Origin of the sequence: Sneathiella sp. (genome assembly GCF_047631475.1) — a bacterium.
In the GTDB taxonomy this organism is placed as follows: Bacteria; Pseudomonadota; Alphaproteobacteria; order Sneathiellales; family Sneathiellaceae; genus Sneathiella.
In genome coordinates, this window is record NZ_JBLHZT010000023.1 from 35,114 (window position 1) to 54,637 (window position 19,524).

At 48.1% G+C, this 19,524-nt stretch carries 12 protein-coding genes; 7 read left to right on the plus strand and 5 right to left on the minus strand.

What is annotated here, in order from left to right; all coding sequences use genetic code 11:
• Positions 1-47: 47 nt before the first annotated feature.
• Complete coding sequence (locus ACJAYR_RS10960; RefSeq protein ID WP_415236639.1) at positions 48-1,214, minus strand: hypothetical protein; 1,167 nt, start codon at positions 1,212-1,214, stop codon at positions 48-50.
• 257 nt (positions 1,215-1,471) lie between these two features.
• Here ACJAYR_RS10960 and ACJAYR_RS10965 point away from each other — a divergent pair, with 257 nt between their 5' ends.
• Complete coding sequence (locus tag ACJAYR_RS10965; RefSeq protein WP_415236640.1) at positions 1,472-5,080, plus strand: hypothetical protein; 3,609 nt, start codon at positions 1,472-1,474, stop codon at positions 5,078-5,080.
• Positions 5,081-5,089: 9 nt separating this feature from the next.
• Here ACJAYR_RS10965 and ACJAYR_RS10970 read toward each other — a convergent pair whose 3' ends face one another.
• Entirely contained in the window at positions 5,090-8,158 is a 3,069-nt protein-coding gene (locus ACJAYR_RS10970; protein WP_415236641.1) for an AAA family ATPase, read from the minus strand.
• A 368-nt stretch (positions 8,159-8,526) separates the two neighbouring features.
• Here ACJAYR_RS10970 and ACJAYR_RS10975 point away from each other — a divergent pair, with 368 nt between their 5' ends.
• The 5 genes from ACJAYR_RS10975 (at position 8,527) to ACJAYR_RS10995 (ending at position 13,288) form a co-directional block, all read left to right on the plus strand.
• Positions 8,527-8,802, plus strand: coding sequence for a carboxypeptidase-like regulatory domain-containing protein (locus ACJAYR_RS10975; protein WP_415236642.1), 276 nt, complete (start codon positions 8,527-8,529; stop codon positions 8,800-8,802).
• Between the two features lie 63 nt (positions 8,803-8,865).
• Positions 8,866-9,606: a Crp/Fnr family transcriptional regulator gene (locus ACJAYR_RS10980; protein ID WP_415236643.1), complete on the plus strand. Its 741-nt coding sequence runs from the start codon at positions 8,866-8,868 to the stop codon at positions 9,604-9,606.
• A 298-nt stretch (positions 9,607-9,904) separates the two neighbouring features.
• Positions 9,905-10,984, plus strand: coding sequence for a saccharopine dehydrogenase (locus ACJAYR_RS10985; protein WP_415236644.1), 1,080 nt, complete (start codon positions 9,905-9,907; stop codon positions 10,982-10,984).
• A 27-nt stretch (positions 10,985-11,011) separates the two neighbouring features.
• On the plus strand, positions 11,012-12,166 hold the full coding sequence (locus tag ACJAYR_RS10990; protein WP_415236645.1) for a saccharopine dehydrogenase family protein: 1,155 nt from the start codon (positions 11,012-11,014) through the stop codon (positions 12,164-12,166).
• A gap of 24 nt (positions 12,167-12,190) precedes the next feature.
• Positions 12,191-13,288 carry a PQQ-dependent sugar dehydrogenase gene (locus ACJAYR_RS10995; protein WP_415236646.1) on the plus strand — a complete coding sequence of 366 codons (1,098 nt, stop codon included), beginning with the start codon at positions 12,191-12,193 and terminating at the stop codon, positions 13,286-13,288.
• A 48-nt stretch (positions 13,289-13,336) separates the two neighbouring features.
• Here ACJAYR_RS10995 and ACJAYR_RS11000 read toward each other — a convergent pair whose 3' ends face one another.
• The 3 genes from ACJAYR_RS11000 to ACJAYR_RS11010 are packed head-to-tail and all read right to left on the minus strand — an operon-like array spanning position 13,337 to position 18,624.
• Positions 13,337-14,716, minus strand: coding sequence for an HlyD family type I secretion periplasmic adaptor subunit (locus ACJAYR_RS11000; RefSeq protein WP_415236647.1), 1,380 nt, complete (start codon positions 14,714-14,716; stop codon positions 13,337-13,339).
• On the minus strand, positions 14,716-16,845 hold the full coding sequence (locus ACJAYR_RS11005) for a peptidase domain-containing ABC transporter (protein WP_415236648.1): 2,130 nt from the start codon (positions 16,843-16,845) through the stop codon (positions 14,716-14,718). The genes ACJAYR_RS11000 and ACJAYR_RS11005 overlap by 1 nt, the downstream gene beginning before the upstream one ends.
• A gap of 3 nt (positions 16,846-16,848) precedes the next feature.
• Complete coding sequence (locus tag ACJAYR_RS11010; protein ID WP_415236649.1) at positions 16,849-18,624, minus strand: peptidase domain-containing ABC transporter; 1,776 nt, start codon at positions 18,622-18,624, stop codon at positions 16,849-16,851.
• A gap of 236 nt (positions 18,625-18,860) precedes the next feature.
• Between ACJAYR_RS11010 and ACJAYR_RS11015 the strand changes: the two genes are divergently transcribed.
• Positions 18,861-19,524: cadherin repeat domain-containing protein (locus ACJAYR_RS11015; protein ID WP_415236650.1), on the plus strand; the 664-nt coding region annotated here is incomplete at its 3' end.

Genomic DNA, 19,524 nt, shown 5'->3' on the forward strand with positions numbered 1-19,524 from the left:
CTGTTCAGGGTCGCCTGCATTTGAACGTAGGCAACCCCGGTAGATCGTTATTTCCGACGGTATTCCTGGGTCCAAATGGTGCAAATATCCAGTTTGAGTATTCTCAGCGATAAAACCGCCAGCAATAGTCTGTCAATTTTGCTTATTAGATACGCGGGAAAGTGATTGCTGGGTAAGCCTGCAGCAATTGCGCCCTCTTTAAGGGCGGACAATAAGTCCAGTAAATCCGGGGCGTGTTCAGCATTTATTTCTGAAGAGCAAACGTCCGTGTAGACCTTCTCAAGGGCAGGCCAGTCTTGAATATTTTCGGCGCTTGCAAACCGGTGAAACAAGCCAAGACCCTGAATAAGAGTTTCCACAGAAATTGACGGCGCATCATAAAGCTGATTGCTGTAATTTACCGGAGGAACGCTTTGTAGGGATATCATGTCTGGCAGGATGCGCGCCGGGTCGTTGATGTGATTACTATGCTGAGTAATGAGCTCTTTCAGATGATTTGCGAAGGTACAGCATGTCTCGTGATCAAGATTGTTCTCCCGACTTTGTGCGTCGGTAAAAACAGTCAAAGACTGCAGAATGCCTGCATAGTCAGGCTGACGCCCATCCTCGTTTGCAAAAGTATCCAGAAAATCGTTCCAAAAAGAACGACAGGCAAATTGTGCAATTTTTTGATCTAGATAGAGGGCTGATTTCGTTTGATGCGCGTGCATATCAGCAAGCTTTTTTCTTTCAAATTCATTGAGATTTTCTACAAAGCGACCTTTCAACGCCCGAAATGCATCCTCAAAAAGGCTCGCATTTTCATAAGGGAGCAATGCCTGTTCTTGAGGAGCCAGATCGCGCTCCCCTGAGGGGGGTACTTTCGCCTCTTCTTCCAAAACCAGTTCTGCCGATCTTGGGGCGGGAGCGGATAATGGGTGTGGTTGAGGTTGAGGAGTATTTTTTAAAATCGTTTTGGCAATTTCGGACGCTGACAGATGCATCTGGTGTCGTAAGTTCGCCGGGTCTGAAATTGCGGCCCAAGTATATTGAAACCGGCCCACCAATTCCATAAAGAGTGGTAATCGATAGATATCCAGTGTTTCGGGATGAAAAGGGCGCGCATGAAAGAAGTGTAGGACATAATCCTGAAAATTTTTTGTATTTTTTAAGGGCGCCTTGTCAGCTGCCGCTAATATACAGTCTGTCAAATAGGCTTCTAGAGTTTTTGGCATGATATTCCCTTATGTTAATGGCTTCACAAAGGGACGTACCGGGTGTTTAGCTGTGACAGTTTGAACGCATAACGTATCATTTGAGAGAGTATTCGATTATTTTAAATGTGGTTTTTCGCACATTGGTCGATCCGAATATTCACTAGTGTTTAAGCATTGCTGTTTCTGGAGGCTGAACCGGGAGTGGTTTTTCCTTTTCATAATAAATGAATTCAATATCTGCCGATCAATTCTATGGAAGTCTTACTGGGGGAACTATGCGGGACGAAATTTCAAGCAAGAGTCTTGGTTCATCATCTGAATTACTGGTGATATCTGATTTGAAACAGGATTTTATACCCATTCGCGATTCCATTACATATGCGACGCGTCTTAGAATTTTGTTGCGGGCCCTCAATTCTATTCGAAAAATCGGGTTAGAGGAAAAAGGAGAAACGATCTACGTGGGTCCGATTGATCGTCTGCAAACGATCCATACGGTGCGCTGGACTGTAATTGAAGAAAATCGAAAGATGCTTTTGGCCGTAACTTTCGACCGCTCGTTAGAAACCTATGTAAGGCGGATCGTTGATATCGCAGGCCCTGTTCTAGATGCGATCCTGTGTCATTGCAGTGGTTATAAGGACCATACCTGCTGGCAGGGCCATGAAGGCTTTTCGCGCTATGTGGCGAAAAACCAAATTGATGTAGATTTTTATGGCGCGTCTTCTCCGCATCTGACGGTCGACGATATCGTTTATTTGACCAAGCTTGAGCAAAAGCAGCGGTCGATGACCGACCTTTGCAAGTTTGACGAGTTCGCTGCCAAGTTAAATCTGCCATCCCAGTCGGATAATGTGCGCGAAGCGCTAAAAAACAAGCCGGAAGAGGCTAAACAGCAAGCGCTTGATCTGATCAGTGCCATGTACAGATTAAAAGATTATTTTCCTTACGCCAGAAAAGGGCAGCCTCATATCGGAAGTGATCAATTTTACCTGCAGCGACTGACAGAAGCGTTGGTTTTCGAATTCAAGCCGTCTTCTTTGACCGCCGCGGAATATGATCAGTATCGAAAGGAAATTGACTGGTTTGCATCGTTTGAAACGAACCTTTCTTCCATCTTAACAGAAGAAGCACCTGTCGCACCGGATCCGAGGGACGTGCAGGGCGGGATCCTAAACAGCTACGGGGCGACTGACACAGGCTATTTGATGTTGCTTCAGTTTTCTGATGAAAAAAAGGCCAAGGCGTTTTTAAAGAACCGCAAGAAGGAATTGACCACCGCAGGCGAGCTGGTTGACAAAAAAGTCTACTGTAATTTTTCTTTGACCTATCGCGGATTGAAAGCATTGGGCCTTAACGAGCCGGTTCTTCGACAATTCCCGAAGGAATTTCGTGAAGGGATGGAGGCACGGGCTGGAAAACTAGGTGACATGGGGCGCAATTATCCCAAAAACTGGCGTCTTCCCCGGCACTCTGTGACTGGACATGAGGTTAAGATGTCCTCGGTTGATATGGTGGTCCAGCTGCAAGGATATGCGAGCCCTAAAGGAAAAAAAGCAGCGTCACTTCATCGGAAACTGGAAGGGTGGAAAAAGGCGGCGGAAAAAGCAGGCGTCGATATTCTGGCAATCGAACAGATGCAAAGAACAAAAGCACCGGATGGGAGCGGGTTTGTTGAGCATTTCGGATTTTTGGACGGTGTAAGTCAGCCTCATGTTAAGGGCGTTGGAGCTTCCAAGCCGAAAGCGCGAAATGACAGGGATGCAATCTTATTGGGCGACGTCTTTATGGGATATCAAAGTGAAAGAGATGTTCCTAAAACGGTCAAATTCCCGGACGAAGTGGAAATGGAGCCTTTGCTGAAAGATGGCACCTTTCTTGTGGTCAGAAAGCTGAAGCAAAATGTCAAAAGCTTCAATGACTTCGTAAATGGTTCCAAAAACACCATTGGGCGCCGGGCGTTGGAGGCAAAAATGATGGGCCGGTATCCGAATGGAACGCCGTTGCTTCCCGATCATGTGTCGCTGGGCAAAAATATAAACGACTTTGACTATCAGGACGATCCGGATGGTGTCGTGTGCCCGATGCATTCGCATATCCGGCGAACCAATCCAAGAGAGATGTCGAAACCGAAGGCCGAAGGTCCACCGACGCCCCGTATTATCCGGCGAGGATTTTCTTATGGGTCAAGATACAGTCACGAAACGGCACATGAAGAAAGAGGTCTGTTTTTTATGGCTTATAATGCCAGTATAGCAGAGCAGTTCGAAGTTATTCAGCGCTGGATAAACGGGGGAAATAGCACCGGCGTCATGAGTAAACATTTCGACGCGATAATGGCGGCCCGCCACGACGAAGAAGATCGAACCATCCGTTTCATGCATGACAATCAGGTGCATCGAATAGAGTTGCCGAAAGAACAGTTTGTTGATTTGGAATGGGGACTCTATTTGTTTGTTCCCTCACTTGATGCTATTGACAGGTTATGCGGTTCTGAGGATGCGTTGCCGCAGATATCTGATGGCCGATTGGCGGGTGGGGCAAAATCAATTTTCCAGTTGCAGAGTATGGAACGTGAGTTGACGGCTTTAGGCTACCCGGAACCTGTCGTGCAAGAGCGCATGCGGTACGCCTGGAAGGCGCTATTAGAAGACCCTAGCGGTGAGGATCTGGCCGACGAGGTCTGGGCTAAAATTCGCCATGATGGGGGTGTTCTGCAAACTCCTTATGGGGTTCTGGTCGGAAATCTTACCCATGTAAAAGCGGTCTTTAAAGATGATGGAACCACATATTCAACGCGCGAATATTGGGAGCGGATGCAAAACTCAATCGGAGAGCTTTATCTGGGCCTTGATCCCAAGCCCGCGATCATGCCTTCTGGATCAGTATCTGAAAACCCAAGGCGTGATAAAGCCTTCGAAAAAGAGACCAAGAAAAGTGATTACAATAAGATCGCAAAACCGACCAATGGTTGGATTGCCAGTATTACTGAAGAGAAGGCTTTTGATATTGCGGTTTGCGTTGCCCGGAATTGGTTTCGTGATGAACTGGTCAAAAGGCGGGACCCGCATTCTCTTGAATTAAAAGAATGTATTGTCGATCTATTAGGCGTTCTGTCTAAGATTTGGTTCGACCTTCCTGAAGACGGCTCAATTGATATCGGTGGTGAGGCGGGCGCTCGGCCTAATGTTCCTGACGACCTGGTCAGTGCGTCTCATTATTTGTTTGGTCCCCGACCTACGGACTTTGTTATAGACGAAGCAAAAGAGAGAGGGACATCGCTTAAAAAAGCGATCAGGGCGTTCGTCGATGAACAATCGCCAACGCCAGATACACTGCATCATTTCCTTTCCGTCCATCCTGTGTTTAAGGGGGATCTGGATTTGATCGCCCGGACCCTTGTCGGATGCGTAAACGGATTTGTTGCGGCATCCAGAGGAAGTTTTCTTTCTATAATGCAACGCTGGATGGCTAATGAAGATCTTTGGCGATATCGCCAAATGCTATTATCGGCTGTCGGATCGAGTAAAAGCGGTGCGCTGGATTATGCGACCGCGAAATCCGTTTTTCGCGAAGAAATGATTATTGCGATGCAGAAGCGATCACGGCCCAACCTGCTGCATCGGGTTGCGGTAAAACAGACGACCTTGGGAGGGGTTGAAATTCAGGCTGGACAGGCCGTCGTTTTAAGCCTGCAATCCGCAGCTGAAGAACAAGAAGGAAATCCAGAAATTCTATTTGGCGGAAATTATAGGGATACAGTGCACGCCTGCTCGGGACAGCAGATGGCAATTGGGGTCCTGATGGGTGTGATTTCTGTCGTTATGGAACAGGATATTCTGGAATATCAGTCAACTTTTTCATTGTCGCTGAGCAAAGAGTAGGGCAGCTGATCAGTTGTTTATCAGACTGGCAATCTGGTCGTCATAAATCCTGATGCCCATTTGTGCGAATAAAATCTGCGCGTCGGCTGCATTTTTCTGGGCAAGGGATTTTTTTCCGGTTCTAAGCTGGTTTTCTGTGATAAGAAGCAGGTTTTTTGCTTGTTCATGCGGAGAGGATCTTTGCTGCGCAGAGAGGGCTGCGCGGTGCATATAGGCATCTGCAATGCTATTGTCGCCGCCCTGTTGAAAGGAAAGGGATGCCAGTGTTCGGCATGCCATTGCTTCGCCGAGGCTATCTTGTTGATCCGCCCGTTCCAGGGCTTTTTCGGCATAATGTTGGGCATCCGATTTTTTCCCAAGAGAAAAAAGCACATCGGCCGTCCATCCATAGAAAAAAGAAGAGTATAAAAACATTCCTTTTTCTTCAACAAGGGTCAACACCTGCTTTAATGTGTTAATGCTGGCCGGATCTTTAAACAACTTCCATCGTCCATACGCGTTGATCGCTGACGCGCAGGCATAGAGATAAGGCGCACTGACATGTTCGGCGATCTGCTTGGATTGATCCGAAAACTCAACCGCTTGTTCCCATTTCCCTTGCCACAGACACACAGTTGCCCGATTGTTTAAAATTGAGCCTTCGATCTCGTGCCCTTGGCCAGCCACATTCTGATGGGCTTGTGCACTACATTCATCTGATTGGGAAAATGCACCCATATCTCCCAAAACCATGGCTTTGCAGGACAGGGCATAGGACGTCCCTACCTTTACCCGGCTTTTGCCCGGATGCTCCCGCTTTTCGTGAATGGCCTGATCGAGAAGCGAGAGTGCGTTTTTATAATCAGCCGCGGCGGCATGGCTTTGTCCGAGTGTTGCTGTGATCTGGGTCGCGCTTTGTCGGTTTCCTACGTCTGTAGCAACGTTCAAAGCCTTGCTGAAAGAATGTATGGACGCTGTCTGGTCGCCCAGAACATGACTGATATACCCTTGCCAGTAATACGCATTTGCCAGACCGTTTAAATCTTCAAGTTCTTCCGCAAAAGCAATGGTTTTATCGAGAATATCCAGTTGTTCTTTTTCAGGTCCATACACACAGGGCAGGGCCCAACGGCTGCTGATTGAAATCCATTTTTGTCGATTTTCATGGGTTTGAGGCAGGCGTTTGATGGCTTGCAGACCGGCTTCATATTGCAGTCTGGCCCGATCCAGAGAGGAGGTTGCAAGGGCCTTGTCTCCCGCCCGTTCTGCATATTCCAGTGCTTTCAGGAAATTGGCGCTGCCAGCGTGATGATACGCCAGGCTTTCCAAATATTCGTCGGGATTTCCAGCCTCGGCCAATTGTTCCAGTATGCTGGCGACGTCACCGTGAATCTGGCGCCTTTGTTTCAGGCTGACGGTCGCGTATATGGTTTCCCGGGTAATGCCATGCTTAAACTGCAGGGCATCGCGCAAGCCGCTACTGTAAATAATATCACTTCTGGCTAGATCGCGCAGGATGGGGTCCCCGTTTTTGATGCCGCTCAGACGTTCCAGAAGCCATAGGGGAATGATATTTCCAATGACAGACGCGATATGAATGAGGTCGATCTGGTCCTGCGGAAGACGCCTGACCCGAGCCTCGATCAATCCTTGCAAGGTCGCTGGAATGACCCCGCTATTTGGTGCCAGTTGTTCGCGGGCTTCCCAGTCGTAAACCGACTGGCATAATTCCTCGAGGAAAAGGGGATTTCCGCCGGATTTGGTATGCAGGCTTTCTTTTTCGCTTATCGAGCCTTGTTCAGGTAAAAGTTCAGCGATCAATTTGGCCGTTGCTTTTTGAGAAAGCGGGGCCAGCTTGATGGTCGATGAGACATCAAGCAGGATATCTTCCACCTTTTGATCCCGAGCCGCCAAAACAAACAGAATACGGTTTTTTACTGTTGATCGAAGCAATCTGTTCAAAAGTTTCCGGGACGCATCATCGGCCCATTGCCAGTCATCAATTATCAACACAACAGTGCAGCGTTCTTCGAGATTATCGAGAAAGGTTTCAAAAATACGGGCACGTTGAGCAAGGGAGTCCCCTTCAATACGGGTGCTTAACGCTGTTCTTAAAGAGGCCTCTGTTAAAGCCGGAGGCTGGCCCTCTTCCAATGGGGCGGGCAGGTCCAATTTTGGCTCGTCACCGATGGACAAAGACGGGGACAGATTAAAGTGATTGCGCAAAATCTGCAAAAAAGGCTGGAGTGGTTCGATGCCGCCCCGCGACTCGCAGTGGCCCCGCAAAATAGTGCAATTTGCAAGGCCCGATTGACGGGAAAACTCGTCAAGTAAGCGGGTTTTTCCCAAGCCCGGATCTCCAATGATCTGAACAACCTGTTGCCCTTCAAAGGCTGCTTTGGAGACGTAATTCTGTAACAGGGAGAGTTCTTGTTCCCGTCCATGAAATGCGGTTAGTCCACGTTTTTTGCTTGCTTCAAATCGCGTGCTGATCCCCGTTGTGCTGTGTATTTTCCAGGCAGGCTGAGGGCGTGTTCGGCCCTTTACAGCTACTGGTGCAGTCGCTGAGACGTTAAAGAACGGGCGGGCCCGACCAAGTGTTTTATCGAGAATTATGATCTCATCGTCTGCTGCAGCATTACTTATACCTGCGGCGACATTCACAGCATCGCCCACAAGTTCCAATGTACCATCCAGATAGTTCCCGTCACTGATCAATACCAGGCCTGCTTCAATGCCAGTATGCAGTTTTGCTTCAAATCCTTCGGGTAAGAAGTCTTTTAGGTCGAGACTGTTTATTTCTTTATGAAGGGCAAGTGCCGCAGTGGCTGCGTTTTCAACATCATTCTCTAACGGAACCGGGTAACCAAATATGGCGAGGATACCGTCTCCATGAAATTGAGTGACAATACCATCAAATTCACTAATGACTTTTGTGGCCGCCTCTTTAACTGACCGGACGATCTCTGCTGTGTTCTCTGGATCAGCGAGGGCTCCCAATTGTGTGGAGTGGCACAAATCTGAAAACAGGACCGTAACATGCCGCCTTTGGCTGCCGGTCTCGCTGGTGGTTATATTTTTGTTTTTATTTTTATTCATAGGATCGTTTGGGTGCTGGTCCAATTTTGAATGACAATATAACTGGCTGATTAAATACTCGTAATTCGCTCGCTGGTAACAGCAGAATGAGGAACTGCCCTGTTCTTTTTCTTAAAGTGTGCCTTACAAGTTAAAAGGGAGCAACCCAAACACAGGATTAACCTCTCGGATGGAGGGCCGCAGACCTACATGAAAGGGCTATCTTGTTGAAATATTGCACAGTGTGGTTTTCCTCACAGAACTGAACGCGCGTTAAGAACACTATTCAGGGACTACTTTACTGAGGGGTAGGGTACTTTGGATGGCACTGCCTGATTCTGGAACGTCAGGCGGTGCCTTTCTTTCGGGAAGAACGAATAGAGGTTCGTGTGTCAGATAACAGACAAATTCACGTAATTGTTCAAGATATGTCTGGCAACCGATTACAGAACGCAACTGTGGTGATAGAGCGAACGCCATTTCCCGTTGAAGAAACATCAAAAAGAGTAAGCGCTAAGGGCGAGGTGGACTTCAATATAAAGGCAATCGGCTTGTATGAGCTTTCCTGCCACGCCGCCGGGTTTGAACCCACTTCCATTACTGCGATGATAACAGATACGCCTGTTTCCCTGGTTCTAATACTCTTACGCCCGGCCGATGTGTGATCAGTCTAAGGTCAATACCGTGTGTTTCATGCTTTACTTGATGAAAACATCTGGCATTTTAAGATGACGGAATGGTTAACAAGTAACGCAAAGGGCTTTCTTCAAATGCAGGGTCGCCAATTATTGGGCCTTAAAAAGAACAGGCTGCTTTCCAGCTTGTCTGAGACCCAGTTGAATATCATCAAAGAACGCTGCTTGTGGCTTCAATACGAGAAGGGGCAGCAGATTATCAGCCAGAATGACCCCTCTACAGATGTGTTTTTTGTGATTGAAGGGGCGGTGCGGGCGAAAAGTTATTCTCCGTCAGGTCGAGAAGTGTCTTTCATTGATATCGAAGAGGGCAATATCTTCGGTGAATTTTCTGCGATTGATCATCAGGAAAGAGCGTCTTCTGTCTTCGCACTTGAAGCCGGTCTGCTGGCGCGGATGTCTTCTGGTGATTTTCGCCAGACCCTTCTGGACGTGCCCGAGGTGGCGCTACAATTGATCGAGTTGTTGGTCGCTAAAACCCGAGCACTGAGCGATCGGGTGTTTGAGTTCAGTACGCTTCCCGTGCAAGGAAGGGTAACGCTTGAGCTTTTGCGCCTTGCAGAAAAATCTTCAGATGACGGAGTGACGGCCCAAATTAAACCAGCCCCGACACATTACGAACTGGCGACCCGTATTAGTACACACCGAGAGGCGGTGACGCGGGAACTAAACCATCTGGTGGACGAGCAGATCATAACATTGCATCGTCGACGAATGGAGGTCTTGAACCTGCCGAAGTTACGAGCGCTGGTCGACCAGGCGTTAAACGAATAAAAAAATGGGACGGTGAAAGGCAGGGAGAGAAATCCTTCCACCGCGTATGAACGACCTGTTGGCTCGCAGGTCCCCATGGTTCATATGTTATAAATCAAGTGCCCGACCCACCCTTTATAGACGGGGCAAGATCAGAATTCTGTGAGGTTTTTCACGCTGGAAAATAGTCTTTTGTTCTTTTGAGACAATGAATGGCGTCACAGGCTGGCAATTTTCTGGAGGGTCAAGTAAGGTCGCGTTTGATGCCCAGTGAATGCTGGGAAGTGAATCAAAACATAAAAGCAGGTCCAAATTATCCATGGCAGAAACACTGAATAACCACCTATGGGTTCGGTCAGAGAAAAAGGCAAATGAGCGCCGTGTGGCGATCGTACCAGATGATGCAAAAACCTTGTTGGAAGCGGGATATAAGATCACCGTCGAAAAATCCGCTCAGCGTTGCATCGATATTCAAAAATATGCGGATGTTGGCTGTGAAATTGCCGAGGAGGGAAGCTGGACCAATGCCCCGAAAGAAGCATTTATTCTGGGGGTAAAGGAACTCCCGGAAGGGGACGGTGAACTGGTGCATCGCCACATTTATTTTGGCCATGTCTATAAAGATCAACCGGGCTGGCAACATACCCTCAACCGTTTTGTAAACGGAAACGGGACATTATATGACCTTGAATGCCTGGTGGATGAAGGAGGCCGACGCGTCGCTGCGTTTGGTTATTGGGCGGGATATGCCGGGGCTGCTGTAGCCGTAAAAATCTGGGCCGGACAAAAAATGGGGAATGTCCCACCTCTCGGGAGGGTCGATAGCTACCCAAATGTTGATGCCCTGCTGAGCGATCTGCGCGGGCAGATACAGATGATTGGTGAAAAGCCAAACATGATCGTTATCGGCGCCCTTGGCCGAACAGGAAGCGGTGCAACCGATCTTGGGCTTGCTTTGGGAATGGATATAACAAAATGGGATATGGCTGAAACAGCCTCAGGGGGGCCCTTCCCGGAAATTCAGCAGCATTCAATTTTTGTGAATTGCATTTTAGCGACCCCAGAATGTCCTCGATTTGTAACGTCTGAAGATATCAAAGTCGCGGACCGTCGATTGTCGGTTATCGCCGACGTGAGTTGTGATCCGGAAAGTAAGTATAATCCGATCCCGATTTATAACAGAAGCACGACGTTTGACGCGCCTTCCATATCGGTTGTTTCTGAAGGAACACCATTGGATGTTATGGCAATCGATCACTTGCCGTCGATGTTACCCTTGGAATCCAGCGAAGATTATTCTCGTCAACTCTTGGCGGCGCTGATTGATCTGAACGAACCTGAAAAAGGGATTTGGGGGCGGGCCCTCAATGACTTTAGAAAAAATTTAGCGCGTCTTTAGAATACGCGACACAGGAGTAAGTAGATTATGGCACATATTCATTGGCTTGGTGCAGGCTTATCGTCAGTTCCCGGCATTCGCAGACTGATCAAAAACGGTCATTCGCTGACTGTTTGGAACCGTACTCTGGAAAAAGCCCAAGCCGCGGTTGATGGGGTGGATGGCGACTGTGAGGTCGCGGCCTTCGATCTGGAGGTTTTTGCAGATAAACTGACAAAAGGGGATGTGGCAATTTCAATGTTGCCGGGCGATTTCCATCCGGTTGTTGCAAAGGTTTGCTTGGATAAAGAGGCTCATTTTGTTTCCAGCTCCTACATCTCTCCTGCAATGCAGGACCTTAACAAGATGGCCGAGGACAAAGGCGTCTGCTTTGTTAATGAAGTGGGGCTGGATCCGGGAATTGATCATCTGATGGCGCATGTTGTTATGAATGATTACAAAACCTCTGAGGTTTTTGATCCCAAGAATGAACATTTTTTCCGGTCTTATTGTGGTGGCCTTTCCGATGTTCCCAATGACTTTAAATATAAGTTCAGTTGGTCTCCTTTGGGTGTTTTGAAAGCCCTTCGTTCTCCGTCGAAAAGCATAAAGGATGGTCAGGAATATGATGTCAGTCGTCCTTGGGACGCGGTAGAACAATATGAAGTGGACTTGCCACACGGTCGTGAAACTTTTGAGGTTTATCCAAATCGCGATTCACTTCCTTATCTGGTCGAATATGGTTTCGGTGCGGAAATGAATGTTCAGCAATTTGTCCGCGGAACCCTTCGTTACGGGGGCTGGTCGAAAGCCTGGTCTGATATCTTTAAAGAAGTTGAAACATTGGAAGGACCAGAAGGCGATGCGCGTCTTGAAGAAATGAGTGCAGATCTTTGGGACAAATACGCTGTGGAAGACGGTGAAGCGGACCGCGTCGTCCTCTGTGTCGATCTGCTGGCGACATCCGGCGGTCGGCAGGTTTATAATAAGTCCTATGTAATGGACGCTTATGGAGATGAAGCTTATACGGCAATGGCGCGATTGGTTTCCGTTCCGGTGAGTTTTGCTGTGGAAGCCGTTCTGGACAGAAAATTTAAGCCGGGCGTCCATGCAGCCCCGTCTGATCCCGAAGTTGCGGCGGATTGGTTGGCTGAACTTAATAAACTGGGAGAAAAAATGGCACTGATCAATCATTTGGATTGATAAAGGGCCACCACAGGAGGTTCCATGAGAATTGTGCAACGTTTGGTTTATGTTGTTTGCGCCGTGTTTTTTGGCGCGTCAGCTCACGCTAACTCCGAGTTGTCTTTTCTCAACCTAGCTGAGGGGTTTAGCATTAAGGTCTGGGCCAAGGTTCCCGGTGCCCGATCCTTAGCGGCGACGCTGGATGGTAAGACCATTTATGTGAGCACGCGAGGGGACACGGTTTACCGCATACAGGATGAAAATAACGATGGGGTCGCGGACGATGTCCGCCCCTTTTTGACCGGTCTGAAGGTTGCAAATGGAATTGCGCTGGATGCGGCTGGAAGTCTGTATATCGCGGAACAGCACCGTATCTTCAAACTGTCAACCAACGGTGAAAAATCAATAATTCTGCCCGCGGGCATCTTGCCTGACAGGCGTCATCATGGATGGCGTTATATCGGGATCAGTCCGGCGGGTGATTTGTTCGTGTCTGTCGGCGCACCTTGCAACATTTGTGAGGTGTCCGGGGTTGAGGGGACGCTGCTAAAGATCGATTTGTCATCGCTTGATCATGCGATTTTTGCTGCCGGGGTCCGCAATTCGGTAGGGTTTGATTGGCATCCGGCCACTAAGGAGCTGTTTTTCACAGACAATGGGGGAGACAATCTGGGTGACGATATTCCGCCGGACGAGTTAAACAGGGCACAAAATAAAGGTCTGCATTTTGGATATCCCTTCTGGTATGACGACCAGAAAGCCTATCCGCAGTTTAGAAATAAAGGATCGGTAAAAAATCCGGTTCCGCCTGTTATAAAATTTCAGGCGCATGTGGCCGCGCTTGGAATGGATTTTTACACAGGCTCACAATTTCCAGATACCTATAAAAATGATGCGTTTGTTGCGCAGCATGGATCGTGGAACCGAACGGTGCCGGTCGGATATCGCGTGATGAGAGTGCAGTATGACAAAACGGGGCAGCCACTTTCAAAGTCTGTTTTCATCGACGGATGGTTGGCGAAGGACGGGCGGGTTTTTGGTCGTCCAGTTGACATCGAAGAATTGCCCGACGGCTCCTTATTGATCTCCGATGATCATGCGGATGTAATTTACCGCGTCACTTATTCCGCGCCTAACTAAGCACTTTTTATAAGAAACTACTGCCGCGATTAAAGCGTGCCGCCTTCTTTAGCGTTCCCGAAAAGACTGCGCCAGCGTGGTGTGGATGGGTTTAAGAAGATAATCCAACAGTGTTTTTTTACCGGAGTGAATATCCGCAGTTGCGGTCATTCCTGGTAAAATAAGGTTTCTATCGGGGTCATCGCCAACATAGGATTGTGTAAGGGCAACTTTCCCTTTGTAATAGTTGACGCCTTCTTCATCCTGAAAGGTGGTTGCAGACAAGTAGGTAAGTTCCCCCACAATCGATCCATATCTGGAAAAGTTATAGGTTGTGAATTTTACGGTTGCCGCCTGCCCAAGTTGCAAAAAGCCGATGTCTTCGGGTCTGACCCGCGTTTCCAGAACCAGTTCCTGGTCCACAGGGACGACAGACACGATTGGGTTGCCCGCTTTTATGACCGTTCCGATGGAGTTTACATCCAGACCCTGAATGACACCGTCAACAGGTGAGCGAATTTCAAGCCGTTTGATAACAGATTGCAGCCGCTCAAGTTCTTCACGGGTTTTTAGGGCTTCTGCATTTGCCAGCGCCATCTCGTCCAACGCTTCTCTTTTGACGCGACCTTCCATCTCTGTCAAACGGCCCCGGGCTTCGATGATTGCCTGATCGAGGGATTTGGCGGTCAGAACTAATTCGTCAAGTTGCCCTTTTTCTTTCAAATACTGTCGCTGGGATTCCAAGTAATCATAGCGACTTAGCGTTTTGCCTTGCAGCAGGCCCTGCCGAATTTTCATCTGCTCTCGTAGCGGGGCAATCTGGGTTTGTAGAATTTTAATCTGGTCCTGTAAATTGCTACGCTCACCGATGCGTTGTTCAAGCTGCGCTTGAAGGACATTTCGTTGATTTTGAATGTCCAGCCGCTGGCTTTCCAATAGAGTTTTCTGCTCTTGAATGAGCGGCAAAAACCGCGGATCTGAATAAGATGTATTAATATCCGAATTATTCACAAAGGCGCGAAGTCGGTCAGCCTTGATCGTTGAAATCGCAAGCTGAGTGGAAAGCTGTTTGATTTCGGACAGGGCATCGGTCGGATCGAGGCGGATCAGAACCTGCCCTTCTTTGACAATATCGCCTTCCTGAATAGTGATATCACTGATTGTACCGCCATCAACATGCTGGATGGTTTGAACGGTGCCCGAAGGAATTACCTCGCCGGATGTTACAGCAACCTCATCTATAAGGGCATACTGAGCCCATAAAATGAACAGAAGCAAGATAACAAAACAGAACAGAATTGCCGTTCTCAGCAGCGAAGAAGGGCCAGTTTCTTCGAGCATGATAGACTGACTAAGCCGCATTGTCTCAGGCTTGCCTTTACGAAGGGGCTGGGCCTCTTCTTTGTATTTTTCTTGATCAATTGAAATGAATTTCAGTGAGTCAGCCATTAGGCGCCTCCGAAGACAAGGGGTATGATAGTGGCGGCAGGCCCGATGGTTTGAACGGCCCCTCGATTAAGTAGAACAACGCGATCCGCTGCCCGCATGTGACTGGGACGGTGCGTTATAATTATGACGGTTGCTTTCCCGCGCATTTTATTCACTGCCTCAAGAAAAGCTCTGTCACCTTCTTCATCCAAATTATTCCCAGGTTCGTCAAATATCATAATTTTTGCGTTTGCAAGAAACGCCCGCGCCATGATCAGGCGTTGTTGAAACCCGGCTGGAAGTTGCTGCATGAGTTGGTCGCCAATGCGTGTATCAAGTTTGTCGGGCAATCGATCAATATCGGCCGTCAAATTAGCAAGTTCGCAGGCTTCTAGAATTTGCTGCTCACTGGCCGTACTGCTGGCAAGCAGTAGGTTTTGACGAATTGTCCCGTGGAAAAGCTCGCTATATTGCGGCATATATCCAATGGATTTCCTAAGCTCAATCGGGTCAATTTGCCGGATGTCGACACCATCCAATGAAATGCGCCCGACTTGCGGTTGGTATAAGCCGGTCAGCAATTTAACGATTGTGGATTTACCTGAACTGTTGGCCCCTGCAAAGGCAACAACCTCACCTGCACCAATATTAAAATCCAATCCCATGACAGCAGGATCCTGATCAGGTGCATATCTGAAGCTTACATGTGAAAAAGAGATGTTCCCTTTAAAGCGCTTCAGTTTTGAAGATGCGTATGGGTTATTTTCACTGGGCAGCATAAAAAGCTGATTAAGCCGTTTAATGCTGACCCCAATAATGTTCAGTTTGGTCAATGCCAGAAAGAGGGTTTGCGTAGGGGCCAGCATCCGCCAGATCAGGGCCATTGTTGCAACAAGCGCCCCCACTGTCATTGACTGGTCAAAGACCCGCCCAATTCCAAAGGTCAATGTCAGGACGCCTGATGTAACCATAATGACATGGGCAAAGGTCTGCGCGACCGCCCCTGTCATATTATTGTTTAAACCCGCGAGCGCATTGCCGACAGAAATATCCCGAAAGCGTTCCAACCATACTTCTTCAGCGCCCATCTGCTTGATAGCTCGCATCTTATTGAAGGTTTCTGTTACGAACGATCCTTTAGTGGCTGAATTAGCAAGGTCGCTTGCTGTTTTTTGCTGAATGACGGGTAAAATAAAAAAGCCGACAATAGCGTACAAAACCAGCATTCCGATCGGGACAAGAACCAATGGTCCGCCCAATAGTCCTATGGTGATCAGGTAAATGAAAATGAACGGCAACTCCAGAAAGGCGAGCGCCATGGGGCCGATAAAAAAGTCTCGAATGGCATCGAATTCGCGGAATCGTGCGATTTTGGAGCCAAGCGAGGTGCGTTCCGTTTGGGAAATCGGCAGGGATAATATTTTCTGTAGGACGGTGCTTCCGACAATATAATCCAGTCGAGCGCCAATATGGGCAAGCATGGAGCCGCGCAACAGGCGAAGAACGATATCACAAAAGATGGCGATCCCAACGCCCATCAGTAGATAGGTAAGTGTTTCCAAAGACCCGGAGCCAATAACCATATCATAGACCGCCATAATAAAAAGCGGTGTCGCCAGCGCCAACAAGTTCAGAAGAAAGGTCATCAGGAATATTCGCTTGATCAGCGGTGCGAAGCGGCCTGTAACGGCTCTGAACCAGTTTTGTCCTGTATTCCACTGTCCGATTTTTTCTTTCGGTGTCGGGCTGAAGAAAAAAGCAGTGCCCTTTTCGTTTAATGCCTGCTTGTCGCTTAGGACAGTATATTCCTGATATTCAGCATCAAAAACATAGACGCCATCGTCGTCGTTTGAAATAAGGACTTTCAGGGATCCTTTTTCAGGGTCAAACAGGCAGGGATAGAGCCGTTCATCGATTTTGTTGATCGTTTGCAGTTCTGACGAGCTTTGGTAATGCAGATTGGCAAGGGTGCTCCGAAAATCCAGTAGATCCATCGTTGTTTTAAAGTGAGGCATTGCCTCAACCACCTGCTCGATGTCACCCCGCCAACCCAGTGCGTTCAGCATGGGTTTAACGCACGCCGCATACTGGGTGTTTCGTCCCCAGTTATTTTCGTCAGGCCGGCCAAATGCAGAATTTAAAAAGGTCATGACTTAAACCAGCTTTATTTTTGGACGAAAGGCAGGAGCAGGTTTCTTATAGTCTGTCAGGCTGTCGACAGGCATTTTCTGGAGTTGCTTCCTGGTTATTTTGTAACCCTGGTCTGCAATCTTCAGAAGTGACGGGCGGTGACTGACCAAAATGATGGTGCTTTTACCTTTTAGTTGGAACATGGCATTTTTGAGGATCTCATCACCCGCGGCATCAAGTGACGTATTCGCTTCATCAAAAAGGATGATTTCCGGCTCGTTTACAAGAGCCCGGGCAATCGCAATACGCTGCCGTATACCACCCGGCAGACTGTCAGCTGCGCCATCGCCGACAATCGTGTCGTACCCCAAGGGGAGTCTTTTAATTGTATCGTCTAAGCCCAGTCCAATAGAGAGGGAAATCGCGCGATCAATAGACGAGCCTTTACGAAACATGGTCAGGTTTTCCATGATCGTCCCATGAAAGATCGTTCCGTTTTGAGGCAGATAAGCGATCCGGTTATGGATTTCCTCTTTTGGCAGATAAGCCATATCCTCGCCATTTAGCAGCACACGGCCTTGTGTTGGCGCAATCAGGCCCATCGCCAGCCAAAGAAGAGTTGTTTTGCCGGACCCATTTGGCCCTGCAATCGCAGTGGTGCTGCCGCTGAAGAATTGTGCATCCATATCCTGGAAAAGATCAGCTTCATCGCCCCCGTAGCCAAACGAGACCTGTTCGAAAGCCAGGCGACCGCCGATCTCCGATTTTGGCAACATCTGGAAATTGAGCACGGTTTCGCTGTTGGCAAAACTATCCCGGGACTCTTTTTCCTGTGGTAAGGACAACAGACTGTTGACCCGTTTTTTTGACAGTTTGATATTTTGATAATGTGTCCAGACGCCCATGGCGCGAAGCAAAGGTTGGAGCGCCCGGCCTGATAAGAGGGTGCAGGCTGCCAGACCACCAATGGTAAGCGCCTCATTAATAACTAGGACCGACCCAAACGCTGCTACAGAAATAAGTGTTATTTGTGAAAAAACGGACCCGAAACTCTGGGCAACCCCATTTTGAAAAGCGACCTTTTTAATCACACCGGCTGTTGTTTCCTGAAGTCGTTCATATCGGCGTACCATTTGCGCTTCAAGCGCAAGGCCCTTGACGGTATGAATGCCCGTTAAAACTTCTATCAGGAAGTTATACCGCCGGTCATCCCATGTAGAGCGCTCATCCAGTGCTTTTTTCAGACCGCTCCCCATAAACACTGTCAGTACGGCAAAAACCAGCAGCAGTAAAATGGGAGCAAGAACAAGAACGCCGCCGATATAGCCGACCATGAACAGGAAAATGATACCAAATGGTAAATCGATAAAGACAAGAAGGTTGTTGCCGGACATAAAATCCTTGAGGTTTTCAATTGCATTGAAGCGATGAAGGTAAACGCCTGCAGCCTCTTTTTCGAAGCGAACAATGTCAGTTCCCATTGCGTGGGACAGGGCGCGACAGCCTGCGATATGATCAAATTTGGCACCAGAATAAGCTGTAATGTAAGAACGGCCTAAACGGAAGAAAGCTTCCAGTATCAAGGCTAAGCCAACCCCCAGAACAAGAAGCAACAACGTATCTGTAGCATTGTTCGGAATGATGCGATCATAAATCTGTAAGATCATGATCGGTAGCGCCAAGGCAAGAATGTTCAGCGCGGTCGAGGCTAGAATAATATCTAATCTTGTTTGCGTCGATTTTGGAAGCGATGCCTGTCTCAGCATCGGCTTGTCATCATTTGATATGTCTATTTTCAACTTTTAGTGCCTTAACAAATCAAAATGTCAAAAATGGGCAATGCCCTCGAAATCGAAACTTAATTCGGTAAGCATGGCCAATAAGTCTTTAATTTTGGTAAAAATTTCGGCAACTGTTGGGGGGTTGTTAACCACATTGATTAGCTGTTTATTAAGGCTCCTGACTTAAAGTGTCCGTTATTGTTCATTTTTCTAAATTTATTTTTAATTTGTCGGTATTGGTGTGAGAGGTTCCTATGAGTGATGGTGATAATCAGAATTCGGATAGGCTGATCCAGGATTTAGAGCATTCAGCCTCTGATATGGGGACTTCTAAAAACGCTTTTTTTGATGAAGAGCAGGAAGCCAAAAATACCCAGACAGCCAATGAATATGACCGGTCCCTTGCCAATATCCATAAAGGAAGTGGCCGAGACTACGATGAGAGCGACACGGCGCCCCCTCCTGCGGAAAATGAAAAGAGTGCCCGCGACGAACAGTCAATTGATGCGGTACTCAACGGCGAGCCTGGTTCAGAGCCCCTGAATATCGGTTTGAATTCGCTCGACAGCCTAACTGACATCGATGATCTATCGGAAAATACGGACGAGACATCACTGCGACCGTCAGAAAGTGATCTGGGCTCTCTCATGGGACTGCAAAGCGAGTCTCTACTTGGGGATTCACTTCTTCAAGAGTCTGCGGCTGATTTTCAGGTGTCCTCATCCTCCGTTGAAACCTCAGGAGACGCTACTTCTGGCACCGTTCAGCCAGAAAATTTTAATCTGGCCGCCCATTCGGTGGCGCTGGATGATAATACGATTGTGGAAAACTCTGCGATTGGAACGGTTGTCGGCACGGTGAGTGCGGAAGATCCGGAAGGCGGTACCCTGACCTACAGCCTGTCTGATGATGCCGGCG